Genomic DNA, 26,734 nt, shown 5'->3' with positions numbered 1-26,734 from the left:
TCCTTTATCGTTTACATTACACCATTTTACGGTTGATACGTCCCAACACTTTTTGAAGAGCTACATATCCCGCAAGCAATGTATGTTGTTTCTCAAAAGACTCTTTAGAAGCCCCTTCTCGAAGAGAAGCTGTCACCTTTTGTACCTTACTCTGTACATTAGTGTTAATTTCATGGGCTTTCGTTAAATCATGCATATCTTGTTCTAAATCAAACAATTGCTGACGAGCGGCTGTTTTTTCTTTAGCTGCCGAATTTTCCATATTAAACATAAAATTATTCCTACCTGGAAAGAATTAGATAAACCTTGAACTGCCTATTTATTGTACTCAATTTTATATTTCAACCCTTCGCGTTCTAAAAAGATACTGTGTGGTTGAATGCTTGTTACTGTCATTCCATCTAAAACATCGCCTCGGGTCAAAATACGCCCATTCACTACAACATTGATGCTAATATCTCCGCATTTAGAAAAACCTGTTACCCGATAACGCCCTGGATACCGCATATTCAGATCAATAACACCCTCTTCTGCAGGCAACAAAACAACAAAATTCTTTACCACGCGAATCCCAGCAATGTCTTGAAGCTCTTGCACAACTGCTCGGAACTTATCCGCATCTTTATTGTTAATGTACCCAGTCAAAACAGCTTCACCATTGGTAAAAGCAACATGGACGTTTGCGAAACCAGACTGTATCAAATGCCCTGCAAGCGCTTTGATTACCTGCGTTTCTATAACAACCTTATTGTCCAATAGCGAAAGATAATTAAAGTGTAAGTTTAAGTAATCTGACAGACATGCCGCTTGCTCTTCTGTCTTCAAGTACCCACTGATAACAAAAACTCCTGGCTCTGGAGACAGCATGCTGATCCCTTTAAACTCAGGCTTCTTGGAGAGCAAAATATTCATTTCTTGCCATACAGCCTCATCATCAATCACGTTATCATCAACAGATTTGACAAAAGGCAAGGCATCTACCTTATAAAGCAATTCACTCTTATCGATGCTATTTTTTACGTGACCAATTAAGAATAACTGCCCGTTATTCTTATTAAAGGTAAACCGTACAGTTGGAAACTGTTGAATCACATGCTCAATATCATGAATTAAATCTACTTGATCGATAGAAACTACTTCTTTCGTATGGAATAGAGAAGCTGTTCCTATTCCAAAAAGGAGTGCTAGACCTCCTACAAATAGGGTCAAAATAAAAGCGCCTGTTGGTAATGTTGCCCGCTTTCTTTTCTCTTCTTCCTCTTCCTCTTTTCTTGCAGCAATTTCTTCTGGAGATTGCGGACGACCAAACAACCCGTAATCTTCAGAAGAAATGGTAGCCATTACTGTGTCAGAAGGAGCTGCGTAATCAACAAGTAAGAACAATGTTGTTCCTAGAGCAACAACTTGGTTGGCGGAAAGAGTAGACTGATGCTCTATCTTCCGGCCTTCAACAATCACGCCATTCTTACTGCCTAAATCTTCAATGAGAACAGAGCTATCATTGCCAATAATAATTTTCGCATGTTGGCGAGAAATGCTCATATCACTTAGAACAATATCAGCAACCTGAGGATCACTTCCGACTATATAGCTTCTCCCGCTATCCAAATGAAACTCAGCACCAATATTAGCCCCAGCAAGTACTTTTAATAAAAACCGAGAAGGCTGAGTGAGATCTACAGCAACTTGTTTTTGTGCAAGATCTTCTATCTCTGCAGGGAAAATACCTTGATCAAATCGGAAAAGATCCTGCACATTGAAAGGCGCTAGAACCTCTCCTTTTTCTTCTTTTTTCTCTTCTTCTGCAGGAGCTTCTACCGTTTGCTCCTCATTAGATTCTCCTTCGGAAGATTCTTCTTCAATCTTTTCTTCCTCGCTCGATGCAGAATTGTCTCCTTCCGCCTCTGGGAGTTTCTCTTCCGGAGTTGCAACACTTTCTTTTGTAGCGCTACTGGAATCTTCTGATTGTTTCGGATTTTCCTGAGATGGAGAAGAAGATTGTGAAAGTTGCTCTTGATTCTCAGCACCTTTAGCATCTGGTTCCGAATCAGAAGAAAGCTGAGGCTGCTGATTTTGATCGGGTGATGGTCTGTTTTCTTCCATACTCACGTTTTGAGATTGAGTTAGTTCACCACTGCCTGATGGAGTAGCTTGTTTTGGTTGTTCTTGATTTACTGAAGGAAGCTCGAGATTCATTTTCTCTTTTGCGGGAGCAGCTTGTTGATTTTCCTGCAAAGAGACTTCTCTATTAGAGTCTTCTTGTACAGCTCCTGTCCCCTTCTCAACAGAAGCTAAAAAGGATTCCGCTAACTTTTGTTCTTTTTCTGCTGCAGAAGCTGAAACTCCGTCTGCAGACGAAGCTCCTGAAGAATGGCCTCGAGGTCCTGTGTTCGTTTTTGATTCAACTTGAGAAGATCCTTGCGCTTGCTGTTCCGCTTCTCCGCCGTTTTCTTCTGTCTGGAACGATAACTCGATATCTCCTTCTACTTCTTCTCCTTTAAAAAATGACCACTCGCAGCTTCCCATTACGAAGGGAATTCCCTCTTTTAATAGGGTCGGAGCTGTAATAGCGACTCCATTAACCAGGACTGGCCGAGAAACATCTAAATTTTCTAGGTAATATTCGCCATCTTTTAAAGTAACGCGAACTTGAGCAGGAGCAAGCTTTTCATCTTGCAATAAAATATCGCTTGCTTTGCCGTCACTTCCAAGAGACCAACTCGTCCCGTTTTCCAAAATAAGGACGGTTCCAGACAAGGGCCCTTTATCAACAACTAAGCGTATACCCATCCCTTACTCTTGCTCCATTTTACTGAGTCCTAAATCTTCTAACCATGCCTCAGCATGATTTAGGACACTTTCTATGTAATTTGCAAAATCTTCCTGAGAAACTTCTCCTGGCACCCGCCGCACAAGCACTGCATGCCCATCACTATCAAGCCCTAAGGCAGCTCCTCCGGTTTCGTGACCAAACAGGTTGCCTTCCATCATTCGAGCATACGCTTTTTCTATATCCATAGATGCAGGGATCTCTCCCAAAAACGCACTGATTATAATTTCCTCATCAGCGTTCTGACGAACACGCATCCGCACAAGATCGCTAATCGGCAGCACATAGGATCCATCAGCATCGAGTTCCAACTCAGAAGCAACTCCCATGTAAGCCACAAAATTTTTTATCAATTTTTCCAACATGTGTTCACGTGCTCATCTTTAACTGAGAGCTCTGAGTCCAAAATACTCCTCTCCCTATGGAATAAGGCCGGTTAACCTTACGCCGAGTTATGCCAATACCTACTTTAAAAAGAAAAACGATTTCTCATCTTAGCCGTAGTGCCTTTCCCGTTTTCTCTGCCATCCTTTTCAATTTAAAGCACTAAAGAATTTCAGAAAAAAATAAGGAATCCTTAACCTGTTCTTTTGATTTCTAAAGACCTATCCCACTACTTCATTACCACAAAATACGCTCATCGGGGGTGGTCCCTATATTGACCATATGCGCAATAGGCCTCCCAACGAATCATTTATGTGTATATGCGAAACAGTATGTATCCAAGAAAACTTAAGAGAAGCTCTCTTTGGTCTTTATTCTTAGGTCAAGCGCAGCTTAACAGATCTCCCCCTTCCCAGCTTTCTATAAAGGCTTTGCACTCCATTATTCCAGGAATCTGCAAGCTTCTGAATGAAAGGCTGAATGGTGCAACGTACATTTAATACATAAATAAAATCAACTTGAAAGTTCACGCTTTAGAAAGTCTGGAACTAAATAGAAGAAGTTTGTGATTTCCATTGAAAGGTCAGTTACAGACCTTTAACATATCGGCATTCTTTTCGGGGGAAAAACCTGCATTGTAATCATCCGAGATTAGGCTCACACGCTTGCATAACGACGCCGTGCAAGCCTTCTATTCAAAGATTCCCAATAACGATAACCCACCTCTCTCAAACTATCGAGTTGCAATGGGAAGACTTCTTTTTGATGCTGTCTCAACCAATCGCTAATCTGTTCCATATCGATATAACGATCACGGCAAGCTGGCTGTACAGGGAGAGCACGAGGAACTGCAAAATCAAAAACCAGCCGTCCAGGAAAATCCCACACACCTTCCCAGAGCGATCTAGGAAAAGCATGCCGCAGTTCAGAAGAACCCAAAAATATCACATGATAAGGATCTTGAAAACACACCTCTTCTCGCAATACTTGATCCATAGATCGAAGCGAAAGTGGCTGACGAGAACAAAATGTAATGCGAGAGAACCCTTGCTTTTGTAGATAATAGGCTACAGAACGATTGATTTCAGAATATCCCATAAACAGCAAAGATGCGCTCCTTGCCATCTTTTGTTTCTGCAACTCGTGCTGTACAAAAGCTGGAATGGTAATTTCTGTAGAAGGCGAGCTTCTTTTTGTTCGGAAAACTTTCCCCTCTTTCAGTGCTTTTTGAAAGAGAAAATGAAGAGCAAATGCAAGCTTTTGCTCTTCAATAGCTTGTAAATAGGCTCGCTTCACCTGCCCTTGAATTTCAGTCTCTCCAAGGACTAAGCTATCCATACCTCCTACTACACAAAACAAATGTGAAAAACAATCCTGATTCCGATAAAAGTAGGGGATAGCTCCCATTTCCCGAATTTCTTTCTCCAAAGTAGAAAAGATCGCCTCGGTAGCCATGCCGTATAGCTCCACACGATGACAAGTAGATAACAAAACGCTACGCCCTTCTTCCTGGGGAAATTTTGGATAAAAAGAAAGCTGAGCTTGTTGTAAGAATTGGAGGACTTGTTCTCGCTGCTGCAACGCAGTCTCGCGATAACTTACGCCGATAACACCCAACGAAAACTCCTCGTCTATGTGCTCTTCCCCTTCCCTAACCATTGCGGTTCCGCTTTGCTCCTTCAGCTTCCTCTCTTGGTTGGCCTATTCTCTCTTAGTTTCTTAATTTTATACCAATATTTTTGATAGCTCTCGCGTTACCTCATTGAAAAAATTTTTGTAGTCTAGAGCCTAAAATAGAAAAAACGTTAAAAGAAGACATTTTCTTTAGAGTCCAGAATCTCACTATCTACCCCTCTAATGAGAAGTGAAAGAAATACTATGTCTTACATTATTTTTCTAAAGAGAGCATAACTATTAGCTGCTTGTTTTCTTAGCAATTAGAACTCACATCAAACTCTTATCAATTCTACGAACTTTATGCGAAAAAAAACTGCGTACTCAGAAGCCTCCATCATTTCTTTAGCTTCTCTAGATCATATTCGCCTCCGTGCAGGAATGTACATTGGAAGACTTGGAGATGGTTCTCAATCCGAAGATGGTGTGTACACTTTATTCAAGGAAGTGGTCGACAATGCTATTGATGAATTTGTCATGGGACATGGGCATACTATTTTTATAACTGGAGACTCACAAAAACTTTCCATTCGAGATGAAGGCCGAGGGATCCCTTTAGGTAAGGTTATTGACTGCGTCTCCAAAATTAACACTGGGGCAAAGTATAACCAAGATGTTTTCCATTTTTCTGTTGGACTAAATGGTGTAGGGCTTAAAGCGGTTAACGCATTATCACAACACTTTTCTGTCCGTTCTGTGCGGAACAAAAAATTTCTCAAAGCATCTTTTTCTAAAGGCATCCTTTTGCATACCGAACAAGGAGACACTCAAGATGCTGATGGCACAGAAATTTCCTTTTCTCCTGATAAAGAATTATTCGAAAATTTCTCATTCCATGATGAATTTTTAAAAAAGAAAATACGTCAATATACCTATCTCCATCCAGGTCTCACAATTCTTTATAATGGAGAAACCTTTGTCTCTAAGCTTGGGTTAGCAGATCTTTTCGAAGAGGAAATTCAAACACCCCTTCTTTATCCTCCTATTGCTTTCCAACATCCTGATCTCTCCTTTCTTTTTTCCCACACAGAAACCTCTTCAGAGCAATACTTTTCCTTTGTAAATGGCCAAGAAACCACTGATGGAGGAACCCATCTCATTGCTTTTAAGGAAGGAGTTGTTAAGGGCATTAATGAATTTTTCAAGAAAAATTTCTCTGCTCAAGATATCCGTGACGGCATTGCTGGGTGCATTGCCATTAAAATTGCTTCCCCCATTTTTGAATCACAGACCAAAAATAAACTTGGGAACACTAACATTCGTGCAGATCTAGCTAAACGTGTGAAAGAAGCGGTGATCCTTACATTAAAAAAGCACCCGTCAAGCGCGGATCGCATTCAAGAAAAAATCAAACTCAATGAGAAAACTCGGAAAAATGCTCAGTTTCTAAAACAAGAGCTAAAAGACAAACAGAAGAAGCTCCATTATAAAATCCCGAAACTCAGGGATTGCAAATTCCATCTCACTGACAACTCTTTATACGGCAACAATTCTTCTATTTTCATCACTGAAGGAGAATCTGCTTCTGCCTCTATTCTAGCTTCCCGTAATCCGCTCACACAAGCAGTCTTCTCTTTACGAGGGAAACCCATGAATGTCTTTTCTTCAAAAGAAGAGACTATTTATAAAAATGATGAACTTTTTTACCTTGCCACAGCTCTGGGGCTCCATAAGAATTCTCTACAGAATCTCCGCTATAATCACATTATCTTAGCTACAGATGCCGATGTTGATGGCATGCACATTCGTAATTTGATGATTACTTTTTTCCTAAAAACTTTCCTGCCTGTAGTCGAACAAAATCATCTATTCATCTTAGAAACACCGCTTTTTAAAGTCCGCTACAAGGATGAAACGTTTTATTGCTATTCAGAAGAAGAAAAACTCTCTACCATAGAACGGCTGGGGAAAAAAGAATCTTCGCTTGAAATCACTCGATTTAAAGGTCTTGGTGAAATTTCTCCTAAAGAATTTAAATCTTTCATCGGACCCGACATGCGCTTAACTCCAGTCTCTCCCCCCAATGCAGATACTCTAGATGCACTTCTACAGTTCTACATGGGGAAAAATACGAAAGAGCGGAAGCACTTTATTATTGAGAATCTAGTTACTAACCTATAGCGACAAACACACTTATGAGCAATATCTCGGATCTATTTAAGACTCATTTCACACAATACGCGTCTTATGTCATCTTAGAGCGCGCAATCCCCCATGTTTTAGATGGACTCAAGCCTGTTCAAAGACGACTCCTTTGGACCTTATTCCGTATGGATGATGGTAAAATGCACAAAGTTGCCAACATTGCGGGACGAACGATGGCATTACATCCTCATGGCGATGCGCCTATTGTGGAAGCTCTTGTTGTTTTAGCAAACAAAGGTTTCCTCATAGAAACACAAGGTAATTTTGGCAATCCCCTAACAGGCGATCCACATGCTGCTGCTCGTTATATAGAAGCACGATTAAGTCCATTAGCCAAAGAGGTGCTTTTTAACACAGATCTCATGACATTTCATGATTCGTATGATGGAAGAGAGCAAGAACCAGACATTTTAGCTGCAAAAATTCCTCTATTACTTCTTCATGGAGTGGATGGAATTGCAGTAGGTATGACTACAAAAATTTTCCCTCATAATTTTTGTGATTTGCTGAAAGCTCAAATAGCCATACTCAATGACCAACCTTTTTCTCTTTTCCCGGATTTTGCTTCTGGGGGTTCGATGGATGCCTCGGACTATCAAGACGGATTAGGATCTATCGTTCTTCGCGCAACTATAGATATTGTTAACGACAAAACCCTGTTAATCAAAGAGATCTGCCCATCCACAACTACAGAAACTCTTATTCGCTCTATTGAAAACGCAGCTAAACGTGGAATTATTAAGATCGATTCTATCCAAGATTTTTCGACAGATCTTCCACATATAGAGATTAAACTCCCTAAAGGGGTCCATGCTAAAGATCTATTGCAACCCCTATACGCTCACACAGAATGTCAGGTCGTTTTAACCTCTCGTCCAACAGCAATCTACCAAGGAAAACCCTGGGAAACTTCTGTAAGCGAAATCCTCCGCTTACAAACAGAAACTCTCCAAAGCTACCTAAAAAAAGAATTACTTATTTTAGAAGATTCGTTAACTCGCGAGCATTACCACAAAACTCTTGAATACCTATTCATCAAACACAAGCTTTATGACACTGTGCGCGCCATGCTTTCTAAGAGAAAAACTTCTCCCTCAGCAAGCGTTATTCACAATGCAGTCACAGATGCTTTAGCTCCGTTCTTAGGAACACTCCCTACACCTGATAAACAAGCAACTACACAACTTGCTTCTTTAACAATCAAAAAAATCCTATGTTTTGATGAAAATGCTTATGAAAAAGAGCTTCTATCCTTAGAGAAAAAGCGCTGTAACGTGCAAAAAGATCTTGGACAATTGAAAAAATATACGATTCTGTACATCAAAAAACTGCTCGATGCTTACAAGCATCTCGGACATCGAAAGACAAAAATTGAAAAATTCGAAGACGCGCTTTTAGGAAAATCCATCCATAAAAAAGCAAAAGAAGCATCCACCATCGACCAAGAAGAATCTCTGGTCTAATAAACCCTCGAGGGCCCTAGAGTTCACACCTCCCGGGCCAACAGTGCCTATCGATCTCTTTTTGCAACAAAAAAGCTATCAAGAGCTCTTATCGCTCTTCCATAATTTCTAGACTGACCTTCACATTATCTCGGCTTGCTACGGAGACAAGCAAGGTACGAATTGCTTTGATCGTTCGTCCTTCCTTCCCGATGATTTTACCGATATCTCCCTTAGCAACAGTCAATTCGTAGATAATCGTGTTCGTTCCCTGCACCTCTTTTAGATGCACTTCCTCCGGCCTATCAACAAGATTTTTTACAATGTACGCTAAAAACTCTTTCATGCGAAGCAAATCCTACACAAGCTTTTTTCTGAAGGTGAAAAAGAAAAATAAAATAGTAATTCTAATCTAATTTTATACTTCTTACTTAAAAAACAAAACTACCTAATGATTTTAAACCAATCACACGAACCACCTACTATAGAGACACCTTCTCTAAATTCCTTTTCTATTAAGGAAGTCATGTCGTCGGGCAGCTTTGTCACTAGCTCCACTCGCTCCGCACTCTCCGGATGAGTAAAAACCAAGCTATAGGCATGCAATTGTTGTTTGTCAAGACCATAACGAAAGTTTATGGAGGGAACACCATAAACAGGATCTCCAAGAATGGGAGTTCCGAGGTGCTTCATGTGCACACGAAGCTGATGAGTCCTACCTGTTTCAGGATATAAAGCAACTACACTTAATCGTCCATTGGAAGCAAGAACATGACAATGCGTGATCGCTTCCTTCCCTCCTTCAGTGTCTTTAGAAAGCACAGTCATTTCCTTTCGTTTTACGGGATGACGCGCAATTCGTGTATGGATATGCTTTTGTGCCGGAGAGTTGATACAAATAGCAATATACATCTTTTTCATCTGCTTAGAGGAAAAAAGCTCACTATATACAGCTTTAGCCCGCCGTGTTTTTACAGTAATCAAAAGCCCAGAAGTGTCTTTATCTAAACGATGTACGATTCCTGGACGCCAGGGCTCCTCGGGGAACTCTTGTTTTAAGCGCTCTCCTATTTCATGAAGTAGAGCATGCACTACGGTTCCTTGTACATGCCCTGGAGCTGGATGCACCACCATATTTCTTGGTTTATTGATAACCAAGATCATATTGTCTTCATACACCTTATCCAAAGGAATATTCTCCGGGGTTAAAGAAGAGGGGGTCTCTTCTTCCACCAATTCTAAATCGACCAAATCTCCCTGAGATAAAAGATACGAAGCGCGCGTTTGTACTCGCCCATTTACTCGGACACGACCGAGGTCTATCTGTTGCTGATAAAAAGCTCGAGAATACGCATTATTATGCAGGACCAACCCCTTATCTAAGCGGCCTATTAACCTCTCATCAACAACAAAAGAATCAGTTGGGGGAAAGATTTTCAGAGGGAAGTCTCCTTGAAGCAAACTCTTATTCTTTAAACCCAACCATGATAATGTTCGAAGAAGTTTTATTCAACCTCAGCACCGTTAAGGAATCTTAACAAAATCATTGAGCACGCGCTCACTCATCACGAGCTTAGATTCACAAACGAGCAGGATCGGATCGCGATTCAAAAGAAAAGAAAATTGTTGCCTCAACATACTCATGACATGCCGAACGTGTAATTCCCACGTTTCTATTGTCATAGGGAAGCTTCTTATCGGTTTGGCTAAATAAACACTCTGTTTATAACGAATCGGAATCAAATACTTTTCTGCATCAAACTGAAACTTTTCACAGCAATTAGCCAGCTTTTGCATTTCTTCCTCATCAAGAGGAACCGCTAAGAAATGGAGAATATCCACTGCTACTCTCTACATTGCCGCACGCATTCGCTTAGACGCGCGCTGAGCCCGGTCCATCCCCCTACGCATAGTGGAAAATACGGAAACTAATAAGGAGTTTATGAATTGATCATACATCTCTAACCCCTTTTCCTCTCCCATTTTAATAATGAGAGCGTTCTTCAACTGGTCCAAAGTCCGAAKTGGTCCGTCAAAAACCAGATCTGAAGGGGCACCGGATTTCCCTTTTAAGTCTCCAGAAACAGCAAAAGCCCCTTGGCTCTGAACAATCCGACCTGCTACAGACTGCGTATCCATATAAGCCCCCAAAAACACAAAGATCTTTTTGTATTCTTACTCGAGTCAAAAGTTTTTTGCACGAAAGAAAAGCCGCGAACCCCAAAGGAAATGAAGCATGCATCTCGGACCGAGCAGGATTCGAACCTGCGACCATCCGCTTAGAAGGCGGATGCTCTATCCACTGAGCTATCGGTCCACAATCAAGAAACACTTCTGATGTGACAGAAGAAGACACTATACCTCAGACTTCGATTTTCTGGAAGTACTCTTCCGTCTTCTGCTTGTGCACTTACTTGCTCTGTTTATGTATCATGCTTCTATATCTCTTTAAAAAAAGCCTCTTTCCTAAGATTTTAAAAGGTTTCTCATACCAATCAAACGTAAATGGTGTATAGTCGAGTTTCTGTCAGCTACGAATATCTTTAGAGCCCTGACTAAAAGCGCAATTTCACTCTAAAACAAAGGATCACCCTTTATGTTCCCAAACAACAAAATGCTCTTGATAGCTGGACCTTGTGTGATTGAGGACAATTCTGTTTTTGAAACCGCACGAAGATTAAAAGAAATTGTTGCTCCCTATTCTTCTTCTGTTCATTGGATCTTTAAAAGCAGTTATGACAAAGCGAACCGCTCGTCTTTGCAAAATTATCGCGGTCCTGGGTTGAAATTAGGGTTACAAACATTAGCTAAAATTAAAGAAACTTTCGATGTGGAGATTTTAACAGATGTGCATTCTCCTGACGAGGCTCGAGAGGCTGCTAAAGTCTGTGATATTATTCAAGTTCCGGCTTTTTTGTGCCGCCAAACAGATCTCCTTGTTACCGCAGGAGAAACTCAAGCTATCGTGAATATTAAAAAGGGACAATTTCTTTCTCCTTGGGAAATGCAAGGACCTATTGATAAAGTCCTCTCTACCGGGAATAACAAAATTATCTTAACCGAAAGAGGGTGCTCTTTCGGTTACAATAATCTTGTGTCCGATATGCGCTCTATCGAAGTTCTCCGGCGCTTTGGTTTTCCTGTTATTTTTGACGGCACACATTCCATACAACTACCAGGGGCTTTACAAAGTCAAAGTGGTGGACAAACCGAGTTTATTCCTGTCCTAACGCGTTCTGCTATAGCCGCAGGCGTACATGGATTGTTTATAGAAACACATCCTAATCCTGCTTCCGCTCTAAGTGATGCCGCTTCTATGCTCTCTTTGAAAGATCTAGAACGATTATTACCATCTTGGGTACAACTGTTCACATACATTCAAGAGATGGACACCGTTTCTATATGACAAAGTTTCTTTTTCACGGCATTTGGTGTACAGTCGTCCTAGTATTATGTGCTTGTATAACAGCGTTAGCTGTTGTCAAAATGGGAAATTTCACGAATCCCACACTCGTACACCAAGACCCTTCAACTCCTCCTCCTCCGTTCTTAAAAATAAAAAAACTAGGAGTCCGAAAACGCATTATTTCCCCAGAAAAGCAATTCTTTTACTGCACGATAGATAAATCTTGCATGGAACTTCATATTTCCAATACAAGTTTGCATTGTCGAGAGCTTTTATCGCATTTAACAGGAAGTCTGCAGACTGAAACCGCAGAGCGGGCTATGTTTTTTCGAGGAACAGGGGGTCTGCTTAATTACAAAGATTATTCTTTGAGCGTGTATAATTGTTGTTTTTCCATTAATAGCCCAGATTCCATAACTGAAACCGGTAAGGGGATTGCTGAAGGCGGAATGAAAGTCCTCTCTCTCTCTTTACTTAAAGACTAATTTCTTATGTCAGTACTGTCCGTTTGCAACCTAATCAAAAGATACAATAAAAAACCGGTTACTAACGATGTGTCCTTCCAAGTGAATGCAGGAGAAATCGTTGGGTTATTAGGTCCTAACGGAGCAGGGAAAACAACAGCTTTTTATCAAACTGTAGGGTTAATCCGTCCAGATTCTGGTAAAATTTTATTCAAAAACACAGACATTACTAAGAAGCCCATGGACTATCGAGCACGTCTCGGTATTGGCTACCTAGCGCAAGAGCCCACTATTTTTAAAGAGCTTACTGTTAAAGAAAACCTGATCTGTGTTCTTGAAATTATCTACAAAACACGAAAAGAGCAGACCCATCTACTAAACGCCCTAATAGATGATTTGCAATTGACCACTAGCTTACATAAAAAAGCAGGTTCTTTGTCCGGAGGAGAACGTCGCCGACTGGAAATTGCTTGCGTTCTCGCTTTAAATCCTAGTGTTCTTTTACTGGACGAGCCCTTTGCTAATGTGGATCCCCTTGTGATTCAAAATGTCAAATACCTGATTAAAATTTTAGCAAGCCGAGGCATTGGCATTTTAATCACTGACCATAATGCTAAAGAACTTTTATCCATTGCTGATCGTTGCTACCTGATCATTGATGGCAAAATCTTCTTCGAAGGATCTTCCGCACAAATGATCGCAAATCCTATGGTAAGACAGCACTACTTAGGGGACTCTTTCTCTTAACCCCCTAATCATTGGCCGGTGCAAACATTCATGAGCCCCAGAATTTGAATCCTGGGGCTCATTGCAAATGGAAGGAGTTTATCTTTGTGGATCTTCTTCGGAGAGCACCTCATTAGCAATTGCAGCTATAGTCTTCAGCCCCTCAGGGAATCCTATAGCGCATAGCAAATCATGAATGTATGCTCTTTCTGACTGCAGCTGATCATTAACAAACTCTAAACGGGCTAGCTCTTGGTGCATCTGCGATAATTGATCCATTACATCCACTCCTTCTTTCTGAAATCATTCATTCATACTAGGAGCAAAAAGTGTGCCAGTTCTAATTAGTAACGACCTTTTTTCGAAATCACCATATCTAAAGTCTCTTTATCCGCCCAAATCTCCACACATTGCTTCGTCCTCGTGATAGCAGTATAAAGAATAGCAGAATCAAAAACTTCGCTTCCTTTCGGAAGAATAACAATCACACGATCGTATTCGCTACCCTGGCTTTTATGCACCGACATGACATAATTGTAGGAATAATAAGGGAAATCTTCCTTACGCAGAATCTCTCCATTCATGAAATGCAGCTGTTGCGTTAAAGGATCTAAAATTCCAGTATCTCCGTTTGTTAGTCCCCAGGTTTCATATCTTTCTGTCACTATAATAGGAACAGGAGCCTGAGGATGCTTCTCTTGCATCTCATTAAACAATAGCCGGTTCAACTGTAAAAACCCCCAAGGCCCCTGCCGCATTGGAGTCAAGGCACACAAGGATATTCCTGCTTTAGCAGTTTGTACAAAAGCATCAGATAACCTGCGGATAGCCTCCTTGCGGGAAGGTAATGGCTGAAATGGAATAGGCTGTTTATGAAGAACGGATTTTGCCAACTCCTGCAACTCCTTGTGCTTAGCTCGATGACTAGTAGATAAGAAGAATGCCTGTTGAGTAAATTCCGATACCAATTCATGAAAAGGATTCCCAACTCCAATGCCTATAGGAGGAAGCTGATTCACATCTCCAAAAATGACCATTCTATCAGCAAATAACTTCCCTTCTCGAATCTCCCCCCGTATAGTTTTTATCAGTCCATGTAGAAGATTCATAGTAACCATAGATCCTTCATCTATTAGAAGTAAGTCTACTGGGGAACGTCCGTTATTCACATCTTTCAAAAATTTATGAATGGTAACTACTTCTACGGAAGCGCCTATAATCTCCTGAGAAGATAATACACTGTGCAAATGAGCCGCTGCTTTCCCTGTTGGGGATGCCACCACAATCTGTGCTGAAGGGATTTGTGAAAGTATCAATCGAATCATCTGCACAGCTAAAAATGTTTTTCCTGTTCCAGGTCCACCGCAAACAAGAGAAAAACAAGAATTTAATACATTTCCTAACACTGCGTTCTGTTCTTCCGACAGCTGAGAAACATTTTCAAAAATTAAAGAAGTTCTTGGAACCGCTTCTGCTAGTGTATGCAGTTTTTGAAAGACTTTTTCTCTCAAAAGAAACAATGAGCGTAGATAAATTTTATCATCACACACTTCAAAAAGTGTCGCTTTCACATCAGAAGGCAATGCCTGGAACCATTGGAATAATAGCCTATTTGAAATTCCTGGAAGCGTAGGGCTTATTGTTGCTTTATGGATAGTAAAATAAGGATAGCCGCAACGCAACAGTGCTGACGCTACAACTAAAAAAGCCTCGGCCTCTCGATTGGAAGAAGATGTCTGAGCCAAGTGCTTCTGAGCGAAAACTAGATCAAAAGGAAGGAGAATGTGTTGAGCTAATAGAGATTGGAGAATATTTTGTACGTGTAAAGTTTCATTCACGGAAGAAAGTATTTTTTTGTTGTCGTGTTATATATTTATGGCACAAAAGCAAAGCCTTCTGCACTTGGGAATCACAAGTATCCTTACCTAAAGGAAGCTTTTGTAAAATTTCCCATGCCTCTTGATATTCTTTTTGTCCTGCTAGGCTCAACCCAAGCAATCGTAAAACTTCTGTAGAAGGAGATACTCGTGCTAACCAAGAACTATATATAATACAAAGACGATAATCTTTCGTAGAAAACAGATACTGCGCATCTGCTAAACAATTTGCTATCTCAGCATCACTAACTAATGCCGTCGTCAACCCCACATCATCTAAAAAATCTTCTATTAATATTAAGTGTGGAAAAGTCCGCATAGATAAAGCCTGCGTATAAAAACGCTTAACAATTCGCAACACTTGATTTTGACAAACCTTGTCATAATGAGAGAACGCTATAATTTCTTTTAATAAACGCACACAGGCTTCTTCCTTGCCAATTCTCCATAAATTCTCTGCGCTAAACAAGAGATAGTGCACTAACTGTTGCCGATCTACATCGGCAACATCTTGCTCTTCCCATAAAATAAGATAGTCTTTCAGTCGTGAAAAATGTTCGTCATCTTCGCAAACTATTTTTACAAAATCTTGCTCAGAAAGTAGTAACTTATGTCCCCAAGAAGCCCTAGGATCTAAAATTTTTAACAAAGCTAAATATTGATTAGCCCGCACCGTGTTTCCTTGAGCAACCCAAAAAACGAGTTCCTTACTGAAATCCTCTATGGCTTCCTCTTTTAATTTTTGAATTTTTGAGTCGGCGATTGCCTGACATATTTTTAGAAGATCCGGGGAGCCTTGTAAGACTTCTTTTTTTATCCCCTCCAATACTAAGGAATAATTCGGATTTACATAACTATTCTCCCAAAGAAATAACGCATCCATAAAAAGAGGCAACATCGTTTCCGGAACAACAAAAATATGTTGCATAATTGTAGGGATTAAAGCGTTTTCCGGGAAAAATGTCCTGTATGCTACAGCATCAAATCCCCGCATCTGCTTCTGATAGAAAACCATGGTTTTATAATATTCAGGTAACAAATCGCTACGCACACCTTCTTTCAACTCCAGAAGGTAGCTCTGACCCAACATCAGTACTAACCGGTTGTACATATCTACAGACCAAGCATATTCCCGAGACATGATCTTGTGGAAAATTCTGTTAAGAACAATCCGCCCTTCTACATACCGACCGGAACCAATCAGACTTTCTGCTGCAATATCCTCCAGAACATAGGAAGGGAATAACTCATAGATATTCGTATCCAAACACAAAGGCTTGGTCTTTTCTATGTGTTCAAACCAGTGAGAAAGCTCATCAATTGCTACGTTATATTTTTTTTCACGATAGGCATGTAAAGCTTTGAACAAACAAATATGTGCTTCCGATCCAGCTTCTTGTTCTAACTCCGCAATATAGCCTGCCATTAATGGAATGTTATCCAAAAAATAGGCGTTAATGATACGCCCCTCTAATAGCTCTCGCTTTAAAAAAAAGGGTGAAGAGGTTTTCTTTTTGTAAATACGAGAGAAAATTTCTTCCGATTCCTTAAATTTTCTTTGTGTTTGTAAAGTAAACCCTTGGCAACAGAGTAAATACATTTGCTCTTGTTCGATGGGAAGCCCTTCTGACAAAGTACTTTTTTCTCTTAATCGTGCAACAGCTTGATGTTTCCCATCATATTGCTCTGGAGTAGTCTCCCAAGAAGAAAAAAATAGATACAACTTGCTTCCTGCGGAGAAACAAGAAAGGAGAAAACCCACTAATAAAAAAACGCGAACCACAAAGCCTTTTCTCTCGTAAAAATGCTTGATCTTCAGCTGAACTCTATGTTCAGGTCTCATCTAGACCCAATACCAAGAAATAGCCCACTAAAGTGCCGCGAAGTTTACAACAAAAATTTTTAACCTTTCAAAGAAAAATTATTAAACAGAGATTTAGAGAGAAATTGAAACACAACCTTTTAGGTCGCGACTTGAAAATGCAGAGGGGGGAAAATATCAAGGAAAAGAGAAATCTCTTTTCCTTGATTACAACAGTACAGAAAACGTTGCTTTATTTCGCTGCTTCTGCTACTTCTCGAGCCTCCTGGTCCAAGCAAGCAGATGCTAGCGCCTGTGATGAGGAAGCTTGTACAGACTCATAAATACGGCGCTCTAACTCTTGGAATAACTCTTTATTCCTTTTCAGCTCTTCGCGCACAGCCTCTCGGCCTTGACCCAACTTACGATCTTGGTAATTGAACCAAGATCCTTTCTTATCAATAATGTTTTTTTCTACAGCAAGGTCAATAATGCATCCCGCAGAAGAAATCCCTTCATTGAACAAAATATCAAATTCAGCAGTTCGAAATGGAGGAGCTAATTTATTTTTTGCGACCTTCACCTTAATTCGGTTTCCTATATCGAAGTTTTCGCCTCCTTTGATAGCACCGATACGACGAATATCCATACGAATAGAAGAGTAAAATTTAAGTGCCCGCCCCCCTGTTGTGGTCTCAGGATTCCCGAAGCTAACACCTATCTTCTCTCGAATTTGGTTAATAAAAATCGCACAAGTGTTCGTTCGTGCCAACGTCGCCGTTAATTTTCGTAAAGCCTGAGACATCATGCGTGCTTGTAAACCCACATGCACATCTCCAATTTCTCCTTCCAATTCGCTCTTTGGAACCAAGGCTGCCACCGAATCGATAACGATGACATCAACAGCTCCCGATCGAGCCAGAAGCTCTGCAATACTCAAAGCATCCTCTCCACAATCGGGCTGGGAGATCATTAAATCATTAATATTAGCACCAATTAGCGCAGCATAATTAGGATCTAAGGCGTGCTCAGCATCAATATAAGCTGCCACACCCCCCATTTTTTGGGCATTAGCCACGATATGCGTTGCTAGAGTCGTTTTCCCTGAAGACTCTGGGCCAAAAATCTCTATAATTCTTCCTTTAGGAACTCCTCCTATTCCCAGAGCTAAATCTAACGACAATGCGCCAGTTTTAATAGTTGATATCTCATGAGCAGAAGAATGCTTCCCTAAACTCATGATAGATCCTGCGCCAAATTGCTTCTCGATGTAAGCAATGGCAGCTTCCAAAGCCCTTTTTCTGTCGGGAACGCTCATGTATACTCCCTTGTTGCGCTGTGTCTAGAAGACTCTACTTTAGGAGGTTGCCACCCGCACTCCTCCCCTGTATTTCGTGGCGTCAGTTTGCAATATTTCAAAGCCAACAGTCAAGTGCTAGAATTTTTAAAAAAATCCCCATATTTTGAATGAAATCGGATTCTTATCCGGGCCATGCAATCCAAAAAAAACATCGGGAATCAAAAATCTTTTTCCTTCTACGTTAGATACAATGTGTTTAAAGGAATATCGTGAGATTCTCTAGGAAGACTTGCGATTAGCTGCTCTTTGAACCCCACCCCTACGGTCCAAATACGCGGGTATCTAGCGAGAAAGCGATCATAATACCCCCCGCCATATCCCAAACGAAACTGCTCCTGATCAAAAACCACAGCAGGAACCAAGGCAGTTGTAACCAGATGCGCACCTACCTCGTTTCCTGCCATTTGATTCACATCTTTAGGAGAAGAAAGATGAAAAATTTTTGCAAAGGAAGGCTCGATCGGAACGATCGTGTTCCCTTGCATTTTCGGGAGAAGCAGACGATTCTCTTGAGCTAACCACAGATTAATCGCTCGAACATCCAACTCCGAGCGAAAAGGAATGTAGGATAATACGAATCCCTGCGGAATCGTTTGCTGAACGAAATCCATCAATGAAAGAGACGCCTCTTCCCTTCTTTTAGAAGAAAGTTGTTTCCGCTTAGCTAACCCTTCGTGACGCAAACAACTTTTCTGCTTTAGAATTTCATCCATATCTAATTCACAATAGGTTTCCCATCTTCATAAGAAACCTTCTTCAAAAGACCGCCTGTTGCACTAAAAAAGACCGCGGTCCCACACCCTTTTTCAACTTTAGCATAAGGGTATCGGTCATCCGGACGAAAATATTCGCCTTTTATCAGAAGATCTTCCACATATTCCTCAGTAGCCATGATTTGCCCTGAAGGGTAATACACCATAAGTAACCCGTTCTTCTTATTTTGGACCAACTCTTTACTACTCTCTAAAGCCCCATTAGGATACCAAGTTTTGACGGATCCCTGTAAAATCCCCTTAGACCAGGTGAGCAGCATTTTCTTCCCTTCTCCTCCTGGATAAAAAAAGATTTCTTCTCCCTCTTTTTGTCCATTTATCAAAGAATAGGTTTGTAAAATAGTTTTTCCACTTTCATCAAATAAAACCACCTTACCATGAGGAGAACCTCGAAGAATTGTGCGAGTTTCTATAACCGCATATCTCCCATAAATTGCTTGCTCTCCCTTACCATCCACGACACAAGCAATGACTTCCTTGGTAAATGGATCGTAATACTTGCCTGATCGGAGCTTCCCTTGAACATACTCTTCTTCTGCAAGCAATAACTGTGACCCGGGTTCGTAACGCAAAGAATGGCCAGATAACAGCCCCTTACAATACGTTTGTTTTTTCAATAGGTTCCCTTCTTCGGTGAATACGAAAAAATCTCCGTGAGCGACTCCTTTATGATAAGGACATTCCTTCCACACATTTCCATTGGAATGGTAATACACAGAAGTCCCTTCTAAAAAGCCCTTTTCATAACAAATAACCGCCTCTAACCGCCCATCGCTATCATAAGCATAAGTTGTTCCATCAAACAACCATCCAGCTTCTGCGGAAGGATGTAGGTCTGCTATTCCACCAATGACTTCTGCCTGGATACGGATCTTTCCATTGCTATGCCATTCACGATAACGCCCAAAAGCTCGATTATTCAAACACTCTAAATACTGTCGAATTTGACCATTCGGATAATAAGTAGTTAAGCAAGCAACAGCCTCTCCCGATGCGTTTTTATAGGTACGCATTACCTTTTGATAAGGTTGGGGAGACAAAAAATCCACCTTAGCATATTTCTGTAACTTTTCTTTTGAACAAATCGTTTCAGAAAGCCCATTCCTATCAATAATATTAATACCCGTAAGCCGAAGTTTATCGTAAACCCCCGCCTCTAAAAGCCCGCAAGCTAAAAGAAAACATAAACACAATCTTATGCTTCTACCTAAACACATCGTCCCCAAGCCTCCGCGTGAACAACCCACACCTCGTTTCCTAGTGATGAAATCTGTTTAGTCATTTCCCAGTAAGAAAGAAAAACTATAGGTATTTGGGCCTGCCTAGAATCAAATAATGCCAATAACAAAGGAATATCTTCGCTATCTATCTGGATAGCTTTCTGCAAAGAATAGAGAGTGCTCCCTCCTCCTAAAGCTTGTTCACTCCACAACAGCCGATTGTCTTTCAAAAAAGCTTTTCGCTCTTGAATTGCACGACTTCTTGCATCCCAAGCTGCCACAGGAAATTTAGCCAATGCTCCCCGTTCTTTATTTAAAAAAACTAACTGTTCCCCTCGCTCTATCCAATCAGAGAAACTCACTTGTTGCCGAGCAGCTTTTAAGAGAGTGTTGTTCGCAGATAATTGATGTAAGTGATCGCGTTTGCGCTGAATAGCTCGCATATCAAGCAATAAGCTTCCCCAAGCCTCCGAAGAACACTGGCGCCAACACCACACCCCTAATGCAGGAAGAGAAGCTACACAACTTGCAAAGAATAATAATACTACAACTCCAATCCGGCGCATTTATTCCCTCCCAAGTAAAACCATCCGCACATCAAATTGGCTATTTGCCAGCTTTTTAGAAAGGACTTGAGCACCTAACCAAGCCGATAACTTATCTATAAAAGATGAAAAATCTTCTTCATTAGCAGAACCTTGTAGAGAAATATAGGCTTTGTACCCACCCAATGGACGTTCTTCAGAAGGAATATCCTCTAATTTATACATATAGTGAGAGAAGGAAATAGAAGGGAGATTCGCAGTCATACGTCCAAGAACATCCATCACTTCCTGATTTGTTGGAACTGTTGGAAGATAGGCATATTCCCTAGCGGGATCAGATTCACAAATTTCTTTAACAGCCTGTTGAGCTGAACCAAGCGTGCAGGGCAATTTTTTCTCAGAAGATATTTCCCTGAACATCCTTTGAGCTTGGCGAACTAAAAAAAACGATTCTACTCCGCTGCCTATGAACATCAAGAGAGCACTTACCATAGCAAGTTTTGTGAAACCAAAGAGCTTTCTTTTTATCCAATGGCCAAAAGCCTTTTGAGAAAAATCTGCCCAGCTATAAGTAAAGCATGTTTTGCTACTACGAATTCCTTGATACGCTGCAGCCACAGCATCGCGATAAGAGTCTTGATCAGCAGATAGATGAGGAAAGAGTGGACTTATAATCACAGGAACTCCGGCCTGCCGACTCAATACGGTTCGTAACGAACTCGATAAGTAAGCTCCATGAATCTCCGACAAACGGATTTTATAAACCTCTTGAACATAGGCAAACGAGGCTAATAAATCCTCCAATAAGCCCTCGGAATCGTTCTTAAAAGAACGAGCTAATAACACAGAACCTTCTCGCACAAACAAACAGGTTGTTTCATCGATGCCTTCATACACAAAAAAATACGAAGCAAGACGGTTTAAAAGAGTGTGCTGAAGGGCAGAAAAGATATCCTTAGCTCGACAAGAAATATGAGTGGCAAACACCCCCTTTTCTTCCAAAAGGGCGGTTTGTGTAGCAATAGATTGTCTTTGCAGCATCCATAGCGTAAGAGCCCGCTCTTGATCAGAATTCCATCCTCCTAGATGGTGCGCGATTACCAACTCCTGCAAAGGGAAAGCAGCAGTAGCTTCTTGCTCCGCATAAACTACTTTTAAAAAATTGTTTTTGCTTTTTAAAGAAGATAAGACACTTTTTACTAAAGTTTCCTGTCCCTGTAAGGACAAAACTACCTTTGCAGATAGAAACCTTTTTGGCAAAGACAACGCGACTTCTTCAGTAAGCTTATCGCAACAACACAGACGCCACCCTTTACAGGTTTTCTGTAAAATTGCTATCCTGGTAACGTTTTCTGCATCTTGAGTTATCCCCATGCAGTAAATGGGCAGCTTAAAATCCATTTAGCGTTTTTGATCTTTTTTAAAATGAAAAGCGCATATTTTATAAAATAAAACCATCTTTTTCAAGAAAAATATTATTAATTAGTAAACAAAGTTTGTAAAATGCTTTCTTATTTACTTAGAACTGTAGTTAATATTTACAGCTTTTTAATTTTAGTTTACGTTCTCTGCTCTTGGCTGCCAGAATGCCACAACGCACAGTGGTATCATGTGATTCGTCGCTGGGTAACTCCCTATCTTCGCATTTTCCATAAATTCGTTCCCCGTATAGGGTTTATTGACATTAGCCCAATGATCGCTCTCCTTTGTCTCGGGACTATTCCTTTCGTGATTCTAAAAATTGTGCGGTTCATTGTTCTAAATATTTTTCAATCACCATGGCTTCTCCAGTATTTATAAAAAACCTTCCCCTTAGGTCCCAGATAGTTTACGCCCCTCTTGCAGGATTTTCTGATTACCCCTATCGCCGTATGTCGGCCCTATATCACCCTGCATTGATGTTCTGCGAAATGATCAAAATGGAAGGTCTGCACTACTGTCCTAAACGTACGTTGCGCTTGTTAGATTTCTCAGAATCTATGCGCCCTATCGGAGGCCAGCTCTGCGGTAGCCGACCTGATCTTGCAGGAGAATCTGCAAAAATTTTAGAGGGATTAGGCTTCGATCTCATCGATTTGAATTGTGGATGTCCTACAGATCGCATCACCAAAGATGGAAGTGGCTCTGGGATGCTCAAAACCCCTCAATTAATCGGGAAAGTAGTTGAGAGTATTGTAGAAGCTGTTTCTGTTCCTGTAACAGTAAAAATCCGTTCTGGATGGGATTTCGAACACATCAATGTCGAAGAAACCGTTCATATTATTAAAGAAAGCGGCGCAAGCGCTGTCTTTGTACATGGAAGAACTCGCTCTCAAGGATATCAAGGCCCCAGCAATTTGGAGTTTATTGCACGAGCAAAGCGAGCTGCTGGAGAGCACTTTCCAGTATTTGGAAATGGAGATGTCTTTTCTCCTGAAGCAGCTAAAACAATGTTAGAAACTACTCACTGTGATGGAGTCCTTGTCGCTCGCGGTACAATGGGAGCTCCTTGGATTGGAAAACAAATAGAAGATTACTTAACCACAGGGACCTATTCTTCCCCATCCTTCTCCATGAGAAAGCAAGCGTTTGTACAGCACCTACAGTGGATAGAAGAATACTACCAAAGCGAAGAAAAGCTCTTAACAGATACCCGCAAACTGTGTGGTCACTACTTAATTCTTTCCCCAAGAGTTCGTTCTTTACGCGCTAGCCTAGCTAAAGCTTCCTCATCACAAGAAGTTTATCAGCTTATAAACGATTTTGAAGAATCTGCAGAAGGAGAAGAATCCTCTCCTGAATAGAAGAGGATGTCTTTCTAAAAAAATTCTTACTCTTGCTTCGTTAAATGCGCTTGTATTTTTTTAGATAGTGCGAACATATCAATCGGATCATCACCGATTACATGCTTCATTTTGCTATCAGGGACAATGACTCTTTTGTTATTCGGCGATTGCAATCCCTGCTCTTTGATATACGCCCAGATTTTTTTCGTAGCTTCGGGGAAACCATCTATTGGGTCAGGACCAATAACAGCAGCTAAAGCAGAAGAAGGTGTATAGGTTGCAGTCTTTCTGTTTTTCGTCGTTACAGTAGATTTTTTCTTTGTTTTCGTAGTAGAAGCCTTTCCTTTTGTTGCTTTTCCCTTTTTAGAAGCTGTTGCTTTTTTAGCTTTTATCTTCTTCTCATAAGGAGTTTTAGGAGTTCCTGTATATTTTTCAATGACTGCATCTACAGAGTTCCCAATAACGCTGCACGCAGGATACTCTGAACAGGAATAAAACATTTTATTAAACCGCGATCTTCTTTTAACGAGATGACCAGTACAGCCTTCTGCAGGACATGATACGATCTCTTCAGGCTCTGAGCCAGCTTCTCCTTTTTTAAAAAGATTCACAATATAATGACATTGTGGGTAATTCTCGCACCCGAGAAAGCTTCCAAACTTCCCATGTCGCACTTTCATTTGCCCCCCACAAAGAGCGCAAGGAGCATCCCAAGGAGTATCGTCTGCATACTCGCTTTTATCGAAAGTGAGCTCTTCTTCCGAAGTTTTGTAATCACAGGTAGGGTATTCCGAACAACCAAAGAAGTATCGATTTTTAGACCAAATTTTTACTAGTTTCCCTTTATGACATCTTGGACAGTCCATTTCTGTGACAATACGAGGAATAAAAGCTTCTTTTTCAGCCGTCACTACAAAAGGAAGGAATAATTCACAAAATTCTTGTAACAGCTGTTTCCAAGGCTTTTTATTATCAGCGATAAGCTCTAGCTCATCTTCCATTTTAGCCGTAAAACCAATGTCCATAATCCGAGGGAAATTCGTCTCTAAAAATTGACAAACTACCTTTCCAAGCTCGGTAGGACGTAATCGTTGGCCTTCTTTTAATGTATATTCCCGACTCTGAATTTTATTCATAATCGTAGCATAAGTAGAAGGTCTTCCTATGCCAGATTTTTCTAATTCCTTAACTAAAGAGGCCTCTGTGAAACGCGGTAGAGGTTTAGTATGCGATTGTTCAGCTTCTATTTCCTCTTTTTTTAGCTCATCACGCTCATGGAGCTTAGGAAGCTGAATATTCTCATCCTCATCTCCTTCTTCATCTCTTTTCTCTTCATAGACAGCTAAAAACCCCTTAAACTTTAAGCAAGAACCTGTAGCCCGGAGATCTATGCCTTTATTTGTCGCTATTTGAATGGCAAGAGTATCATAGATGGCCGCAATCATTTGTGAAGCTACAAAACGCTTCCATATCAAAGAGTAAAGTTTGTACTGATCTTCTGTTAACTTTGTACGTATGGATTCGGGAGAAAGAGAAACATCTGTAGGACGTATAGCCTCATGAGCATCCTGAGCCATTTTCTTCGTGGCATACATATTTGGAGAAGAAGGCACATATTCTTTTCCAAAATGGTTCTCTATATACTTACGCACCTGTTTGATAGCTTCAGGATCTGTCCGAACGGAATCGGTTCTCATGTAAGTAATTAATCCCACAGCGCCTTGACTATCTAAATCCACCCCTTCGTATAAAGTTTGAGCGATATTCATCGTTCTAGAGGAAGAAAAACGATAATGTCGACTGGCTTCCTGCTGTAACGTAGAAGTAATAAATGGAGGATATGCGTTGCGCTTTTTCTCTTTAGATTCAACGCGATCTACGCAATAAGTTGCTGATTCTAATAGGGAAACTAAATCATCCGCTTTTTCTTTAGAATCAATTAAGACTACGTCTTCAGAAGACTTCCCCTCTGGAATTTCTTTTTCCCATTTTTTTCCATTTACAGAATGTAAATGCGCCCAAAACGTTTTCTGACTTTTAGGATCTTGGAGATTAACGCGAATATTCCAAAACTCTACAGGAACAAATTGTTCTATGGCGTATTCTCGATCTACAACTAATTTCAAAGCTACAGACTGCACTCTTCCTGCAGATACTCCCGACCATCGCTGCAACTTGCGACCCAAGATTGGAGAAATTTTATACCCCACTATGCGATCTAAAAAACGTCTCGCCTGCTGAGCATTAACCAACGCCATATCAATTTCTCGGGGATGCTTCAACGCTTCTGTAACAGCCCCTTTAGTGATCGCATTAAAAGAAATTCTCTGAATTTTGGTATTCTTAGGCAACTGATTGGCAATATGCCATGCTATAGCCTCCCCCTCTCGGTCTGGATCGGGAGCAAGATAAACAACGTCGCATTTCTTGGCTTCAGCACAAATTTTCCGAATAACCTCTTCCTTCCCCTCTAGAATTTGGTAGTCCGGAATAAATCCTTTTTCGATATCAATACCAAACCCTTTTGCTGGAAGATCTACAATATGACCCAAAGAAGAGTCGAAAATAAACCCTTCTCCTAACAATTTTCGTAAGGTTTTGATCTTAGCTGGGGACTCAACGATGATTAAGGATTTTTTCATACACCAATGCCAACAAGCGGGATCCTGGTCTCTCGCACAAAAGCTTTTTAAAAAAAAAAAACCTTTTTCTTATACGATTATATTAGTCCCTCTTCATTTACCTTTTATGATTTTTATTCCCTTTCAAGGGGCTCTTTTTTCTTTAGCTACTCTTTTTCAAGCGCTTACATCTATTTATAAGCTGATTTTATCTGGGGGGAAAACCAAAACCAAAGCAGCGGAAAATATTAGAGAATTTTTGTTCCCTATTTTGATTTAAGGCTTCCCATATTTAAAACATGCCTATTCCCATAAACAAAAAAGTCTTCAAATATCAAGACTCACAACCCGAACCCAAACACCCCCAACCTCTTCGAATAGCGGGGGCTACCAATCTCTAAGGAGTAACGGAAGCGCGCTTGTAAAACAACAACATAGAAAACTTAGTTTTTTACAAAACTTTGATTGCATAGCCACATATTACAAAGCCTTCTTTCGAAGGCTTGCCAGAAAAGCCGAACGGAGCGCTAACCTCTCCACCAATAAAAATTTGATAAAAGAACTGCCGGGGAAAAATCTCTAATCCTTCCGGATTTAACTCTTTGGAAAGAGTTTTGATTAACGACTTTTAACAGTTATGCACAACCTTCCAGCAGAATCAAGAATTTGCAGGACAGCAAATCTTCCCAGAACACAATATC

At 40.6% G+C, this 26,734-nt stretch carries 24 protein-coding genes and 1 tRNA gene; 7 read left to right on the top strand and 18 right to left on the bottom strand.

The features are described 5' to 3' along the window. Window positions 1-16: 16 nt before the first annotated feature. The 4 genes from TC_RS00185 to TC_RS00170 form a co-directional block, all read right to left on the bottom strand. On the bottom strand, window positions 17-271 hold the full coding sequence (locus tag TC_RS00185; RefSeq protein ID WP_010229180.1) for a DUF5398 domain-containing protein: 255 nt from the start codon (window positions 269-271) through the stop codon (window positions 17-19). Window positions 272-315: 44 nt separating this feature from the next. Further along, the gene (gene sctD, locus TC_RS00180) at window positions 316-2,790 is read right to left on the bottom strand and encodes a type III secretion system inner membrane ring subunit SctD (protein WP_010229178.1); all 2,475 of its coding nucleotides are present in this window, start codon (window positions 2,788-2,790) and stop codon (window positions 316-318) included. 3 nt (window positions 2,791-2,793) lie between these two features. After that, window positions 2,794-3,195 carry a CesT family type III secretion system chaperone Scc4 gene (gene scc4, locus TC_RS00175; RefSeq protein WP_010229176.1) on the bottom strand — a complete coding sequence of 134 codons (402 nt, stop codon included), beginning with the start codon at window positions 3,193-3,195 and terminating at the stop codon, window positions 2,794-2,796. A gap of 676 nt (window positions 3,196-3,871) precedes the next feature. Continuing rightward, window positions 3,872-4,873: a glutamyl-tRNA reductase gene (locus TC_RS00170; protein ID WP_010229174.1), complete on the bottom strand. Its 1,002-nt coding sequence runs from the start codon at window positions 4,871-4,873 to the stop codon at window positions 3,872-3,874. Window positions 4,874-5,191: 318 nt separating this feature from the next. Between TC_RS00170 and TC_RS00165 the strand changes: the two genes are divergently transcribed. Together TC_RS00165 and TC_RS00160 are read left to right on the top strand one after the other, a co-directional pair. Beyond that, window positions 5,192-7,009 (top strand): DNA topoisomerase IV subunit B, encoded by a 1,818-nt coding sequence (locus tag TC_RS00165; protein ID WP_010229173.1) that lies wholly within the window; start codon window positions 5,192-5,194, stop codon window positions 7,007-7,009. A 14-nt stretch (window positions 7,010-7,023) separates the two neighbouring features. After that, on the top strand, window positions 7,024-8,496 hold the full coding sequence (locus TC_RS00160; protein WP_010229172.1) for a DNA gyrase subunit A: 1,473 nt from the start codon (window positions 7,024-7,026) through the stop codon (window positions 8,494-8,496). A gap of 88 nt (window positions 8,497-8,584) precedes the next feature. On the opposite strand, the gene TC_RS00155 is transcribed toward TC_RS00160, so the two are convergent. The 5 genes from TC_RS00155 to TC_RS00135 form a co-directional block, all read right to left on the bottom strand. Then, window positions 8,585-8,821, bottom strand: coding sequence for a KH domain-containing protein (locus tag TC_RS00155; RefSeq protein WP_010229169.1), 237 nt, complete (start codon window positions 8,819-8,821; stop codon window positions 8,585-8,587). A 98-nt stretch (window positions 8,822-8,919) separates the two neighbouring features. Next, window positions 8,920-9,915 (bottom strand): RluA family pseudouridine synthase, encoded by a 996-nt coding sequence (locus TC_RS00150; protein WP_029589500.1) that lies wholly within the window; start codon window positions 9,913-9,915, stop codon window positions 8,920-8,922. A gap of 84 nt (window positions 9,916-9,999) precedes the next feature. Beyond that, window positions 10,000-10,317: a hypothetical protein gene (locus tag TC_RS00145; protein WP_010229165.1), complete on the bottom strand. Its 318-nt coding sequence runs from the start codon at window positions 10,315-10,317 to the stop codon at window positions 10,000-10,002. A gap of 9 nt (window positions 10,318-10,326) precedes the next feature. Beyond that, the gene (locus TC_RS00140) at window positions 10,327-10,614 is read right to left on the bottom strand and encodes a hypothetical protein (protein WP_020966581.1); all 288 of its coding nucleotides are present in this window, start codon (window positions 10,612-10,614) and stop codon (window positions 10,327-10,329) included. Between the two features lie 105 nt (window positions 10,615-10,719). Continuing rightward, window positions 10,720-10,792, bottom strand: a tRNA-Arg gene (locus TC_RS00135). 279 nt (window positions 10,793-11,071) lie between these two features. On the opposite strand from TC_RS00135, the gene kdsA reads away from it, so the two are divergent. The 3 genes from kdsA to lptB are packed head-to-tail and all read left to right on the top strand — an operon-like array spanning window position 11,072 to window position 13,092. Beyond that, a complete protein-coding gene (gene kdsA / locus TC_RS00130; RefSeq protein WP_010229162.1) occupies window positions 11,072-11,881 on the top strand; it encodes a 3-deoxy-8-phosphooctulonate synthase in 810 nt (269 codons plus the stop codon). After that, window positions 11,878-12,366: a DUF1137 domain-containing protein gene (locus tag TC_RS00125; RefSeq protein ID WP_010229159.1), complete on the top strand. Its 489-nt coding sequence runs from the start codon at window positions 11,878-11,880 to the stop codon at window positions 12,364-12,366. The genes kdsA and TC_RS00125 overlap by 4 nt, the downstream gene beginning before the upstream one ends. 6 nt (window positions 12,367-12,372) lie before the next feature. Next, entirely contained in the window at window positions 12,373-13,092 is a 720-nt protein-coding gene (gene lptB, locus TC_RS00120; protein ID WP_010229155.1) for an LPS export ABC transporter ATP-binding protein, read from the top strand. Window positions 13,093-13,170: 78 nt separating this feature from the next. Here lptB and TC_RS00115 read toward each other — a convergent pair whose 3' ends face one another. The 8 genes from TC_RS00115 to TC_RS00080 form a co-directional block, all read right to left on the bottom strand. Further along, window positions 13,171-13,350 (bottom strand): hypothetical protein, encoded by a 180-nt coding sequence (locus TC_RS00115; protein WP_010229145.1) that lies wholly within the window; start codon window positions 13,348-13,350, stop codon window positions 13,171-13,173. Window positions 13,351-13,415: 65 nt separating this feature from the next. Continuing rightward, a complete protein-coding gene (gene recD / locus TC_RS00110) occupies window positions 13,416-14,909 on the bottom strand; it encodes an exodeoxyribonuclease V subunit alpha (protein ID WP_010229142.1) in 1,494 nt (497 codons plus the stop codon). Further along, window positions 14,902-16,731, bottom strand: coding sequence for a DUF1347 family protein (locus tag TC_RS00105; protein ID WP_010229138.1), 1,830 nt, complete (start codon window positions 16,729-16,731; stop codon window positions 14,902-14,904). Before TC_RS00105 ends, recD begins: the two co-directional genes overlap by 8 nt. A gap of 271 nt (window positions 16,732-17,002) precedes the next feature. Next, complete coding sequence (recA, locus tag TC_RS00100; protein ID WP_010229135.1) at window positions 17,003-18,067, bottom strand: recombinase RecA; 1,065 nt, start codon at window positions 18,065-18,067, stop codon at window positions 17,003-17,005. 218 nt (window positions 18,068-18,285) lie between these two features. Then, window positions 18,286-18,822: a 5-formyltetrahydrofolate cyclo-ligase gene (locus TC_RS00095; RefSeq protein WP_010229124.1), complete on the bottom strand. Its 537-nt coding sequence runs from the start codon at window positions 18,820-18,822 to the stop codon at window positions 18,286-18,288. A gap of 2 nt (window positions 18,823-18,824) precedes the next feature. After that, window positions 18,825-20,099, bottom strand: a complete 1,275-nt coding sequence (locus TC_RS00090; RefSeq protein WP_010229119.1) for a toxin-antitoxin system YwqK family antitoxin — start codon at window positions 20,097-20,099, stop codon at window positions 18,825-18,827. Further along, window positions 20,090-20,668, bottom strand: a complete 579-nt coding sequence (locus tag TC_RS00085) for a hypothetical protein (protein WP_010229116.1) — start codon at window positions 20,666-20,668, stop codon at window positions 20,090-20,092. Before TC_RS00085 ends, TC_RS00090 begins: the two co-directional genes overlap by 10 nt. Then, window positions 20,669-22,048 (bottom strand): hypothetical protein, encoded by a 1,380-nt coding sequence (locus tag TC_RS00080; RefSeq protein ID WP_010229114.1) that lies wholly within the window; start codon window positions 22,046-22,048, stop codon window positions 20,669-20,671. A 102-nt stretch (window positions 22,049-22,150) separates the two neighbouring features. Here TC_RS00080 and TC_RS00075 point away from each other — a divergent pair, with 102 nt between their 5' ends. Together TC_RS00075 and dusB are read left to right on the top strand one after the other, a co-directional pair. Next, window positions 22,151-22,447 (top strand): YggT family protein, encoded by a 297-nt coding sequence (locus TC_RS00075; RefSeq protein WP_010229112.1) that lies wholly within the window; start codon window positions 22,151-22,153, stop codon window positions 22,445-22,447. Next, window positions 22,426-23,430, top strand: a complete 1,005-nt coding sequence (dusB, locus tag TC_RS00070) for a tRNA dihydrouridine synthase DusB (protein WP_010229110.1) — start codon at window positions 22,426-22,428, stop codon at window positions 23,428-23,430. Before TC_RS00075 ends, dusB begins: the two co-directional genes overlap by 22 nt. 26 nt (window positions 23,431-23,456) lie before the next feature. Here the strand turns inward: dusB and topA are convergent, their stop codons facing one another. Then, window positions 23,457-26,054 carry a type I DNA topoisomerase gene (gene topA, locus TC_RS00065; protein ID WP_010229101.1) on the bottom strand — a complete coding sequence of 866 codons (2,598 nt, stop codon included), beginning with the start codon at window positions 26,052-26,054 and terminating at the stop codon, window positions 23,457-23,459. Window positions 26,055-26,734 lie beyond the last annotated feature (680 nt).

The sequence above is a fragment of the Chlamydia muridarum str. Nigg genome (assembly GCF_000006685.1).
GTDB classification, from domain to species: domain Bacteria; phylum Chlamydiota; class Chlamydiia; order Chlamydiales; family Chlamydiaceae; genus Chlamydia; species Chlamydia muridarum.
The sequence above is the reverse complement of the archived record's forward strand: the minus strand, read 5'-3'. Positions and strand labels throughout refer to the sequence as shown.

Excerpts from the sequence above, each read along its gene's own strand:
- sctD (WP_010229178.1), bottom strand. The coding sequence starts at position 2,790 with ATGGGTATACGCTTAGTTGTTGATAAAGGGCCCTTGTCTGGAACCGTC.
- TC_RS00160 (WP_010229172.1), top strand. The coding sequence starts at position 7,024 with ATGAGCAATATCTCGGATCTATTTAAGACTCATTTCACACAATACGCG.
- scc4 (WP_010229176.1), bottom strand. The coding sequence starts at position 3,195 with ATGTTGGAAAAATTGATAAAAAATTTTGTGGCTTACATGGGAGTTGCT.
- TC_RS00095 (WP_010229124.1), bottom strand. The coding sequence starts at position 18,822 with ATGGATGAAATTCTAAAGCAGAAAAGTTGTTTGCGTCACGAAGGGTTA.
- TC_RS00185 (WP_010229180.1), bottom strand. The coding sequence starts at position 271 with ATGTTTAATATGGAAAATTCGGCAGCTAAAGAAAAAACAGCCGCTCGT.
- TC_RS00155 (WP_010229169.1), bottom strand. The coding sequence starts at position 8,821 with ATGAAAGAGTTTTTAGCGTACATTGTAAAAAATCTTGTTGATAGGCCG.
- dusB (WP_010229110.1), top strand. The coding sequence starts at position 22,426 with ATGGCTTCTCCAGTATTTATAAAAAACCTTCCCCTTAGGTCCCAGATA.
- lptB (WP_010229155.1), top strand. The coding sequence starts at position 12,373 with ATGTCAGTACTGTCCGTTTGCAACCTAATCAAAAGATACAATAAAAAA.
- TC_RS00170 (WP_010229174.1), bottom strand. The coding sequence starts at position 4,873 with ATGGTTAGGGAAGGGGAAGAGCACATAGACGAGGAGTTTTCGTTGGGT.
- TC_RS00165 (WP_010229173.1), top strand. The coding sequence starts at position 5,192 with ATGCGAAAAAAAACTGCGTACTCAGAAGCCTCCATCATTTCTTTAGCT.
- TC_RS00125 (WP_010229159.1), top strand. The coding sequence starts at position 11,878 with ATGACAAAGTTTCTTTTTCACGGCATTTGGTGTACAGTCGTCCTAGTA.
- TC_RS00075 (WP_010229112.1), top strand. The coding sequence starts at position 22,151 with ATGCTTTCTTATTTACTTAGAACTGTAGTTAATATTTACAGCTTTTTA.
- TC_RS00115 (WP_010229145.1), bottom strand. The coding sequence starts at position 13,350 with ATGGATCAATTATCGCAGATGCACCAAGAGCTAGCCCGTTTAGAGTTT.
- TC_RS00085 (WP_010229116.1), bottom strand. The coding sequence starts at position 20,668 with ATGCGCCGGATTGGAGTTGTAGTATTATTATTCTTTGCAAGTTGTGTA.
- kdsA (WP_010229162.1), top strand. The coding sequence starts at position 11,072 with ATGTTCCCAAACAACAAAATGCTCTTGATAGCTGGACCTTGTGTGATT.
- TC_RS00080 (WP_010229114.1), bottom strand. The coding sequence starts at position 22,048 with ATGGATTTTAAGCTGCCCATTTACTGCATGGGGATAACTCAAGATGCA.
- topA (WP_010229101.1), bottom strand. The coding sequence starts at position 26,054 with ATGAAAAAATCCTTAATCATCGTTGAGTCCCCAGCTAAGATCAAAACC.
- TC_RS00090 (WP_010229119.1), bottom strand. The coding sequence starts at position 20,099 with ATGTGTTTAGGTAGAAGCATAAGATTGTGTTTATGTTTTCTTTTAGCT.
- recA (WP_010229135.1), bottom strand. The coding sequence starts at position 18,067 with ATGAGCGTTCCCGACAGAAAAAGGGCTTTGGAAGCTGCCATTGCTTAC.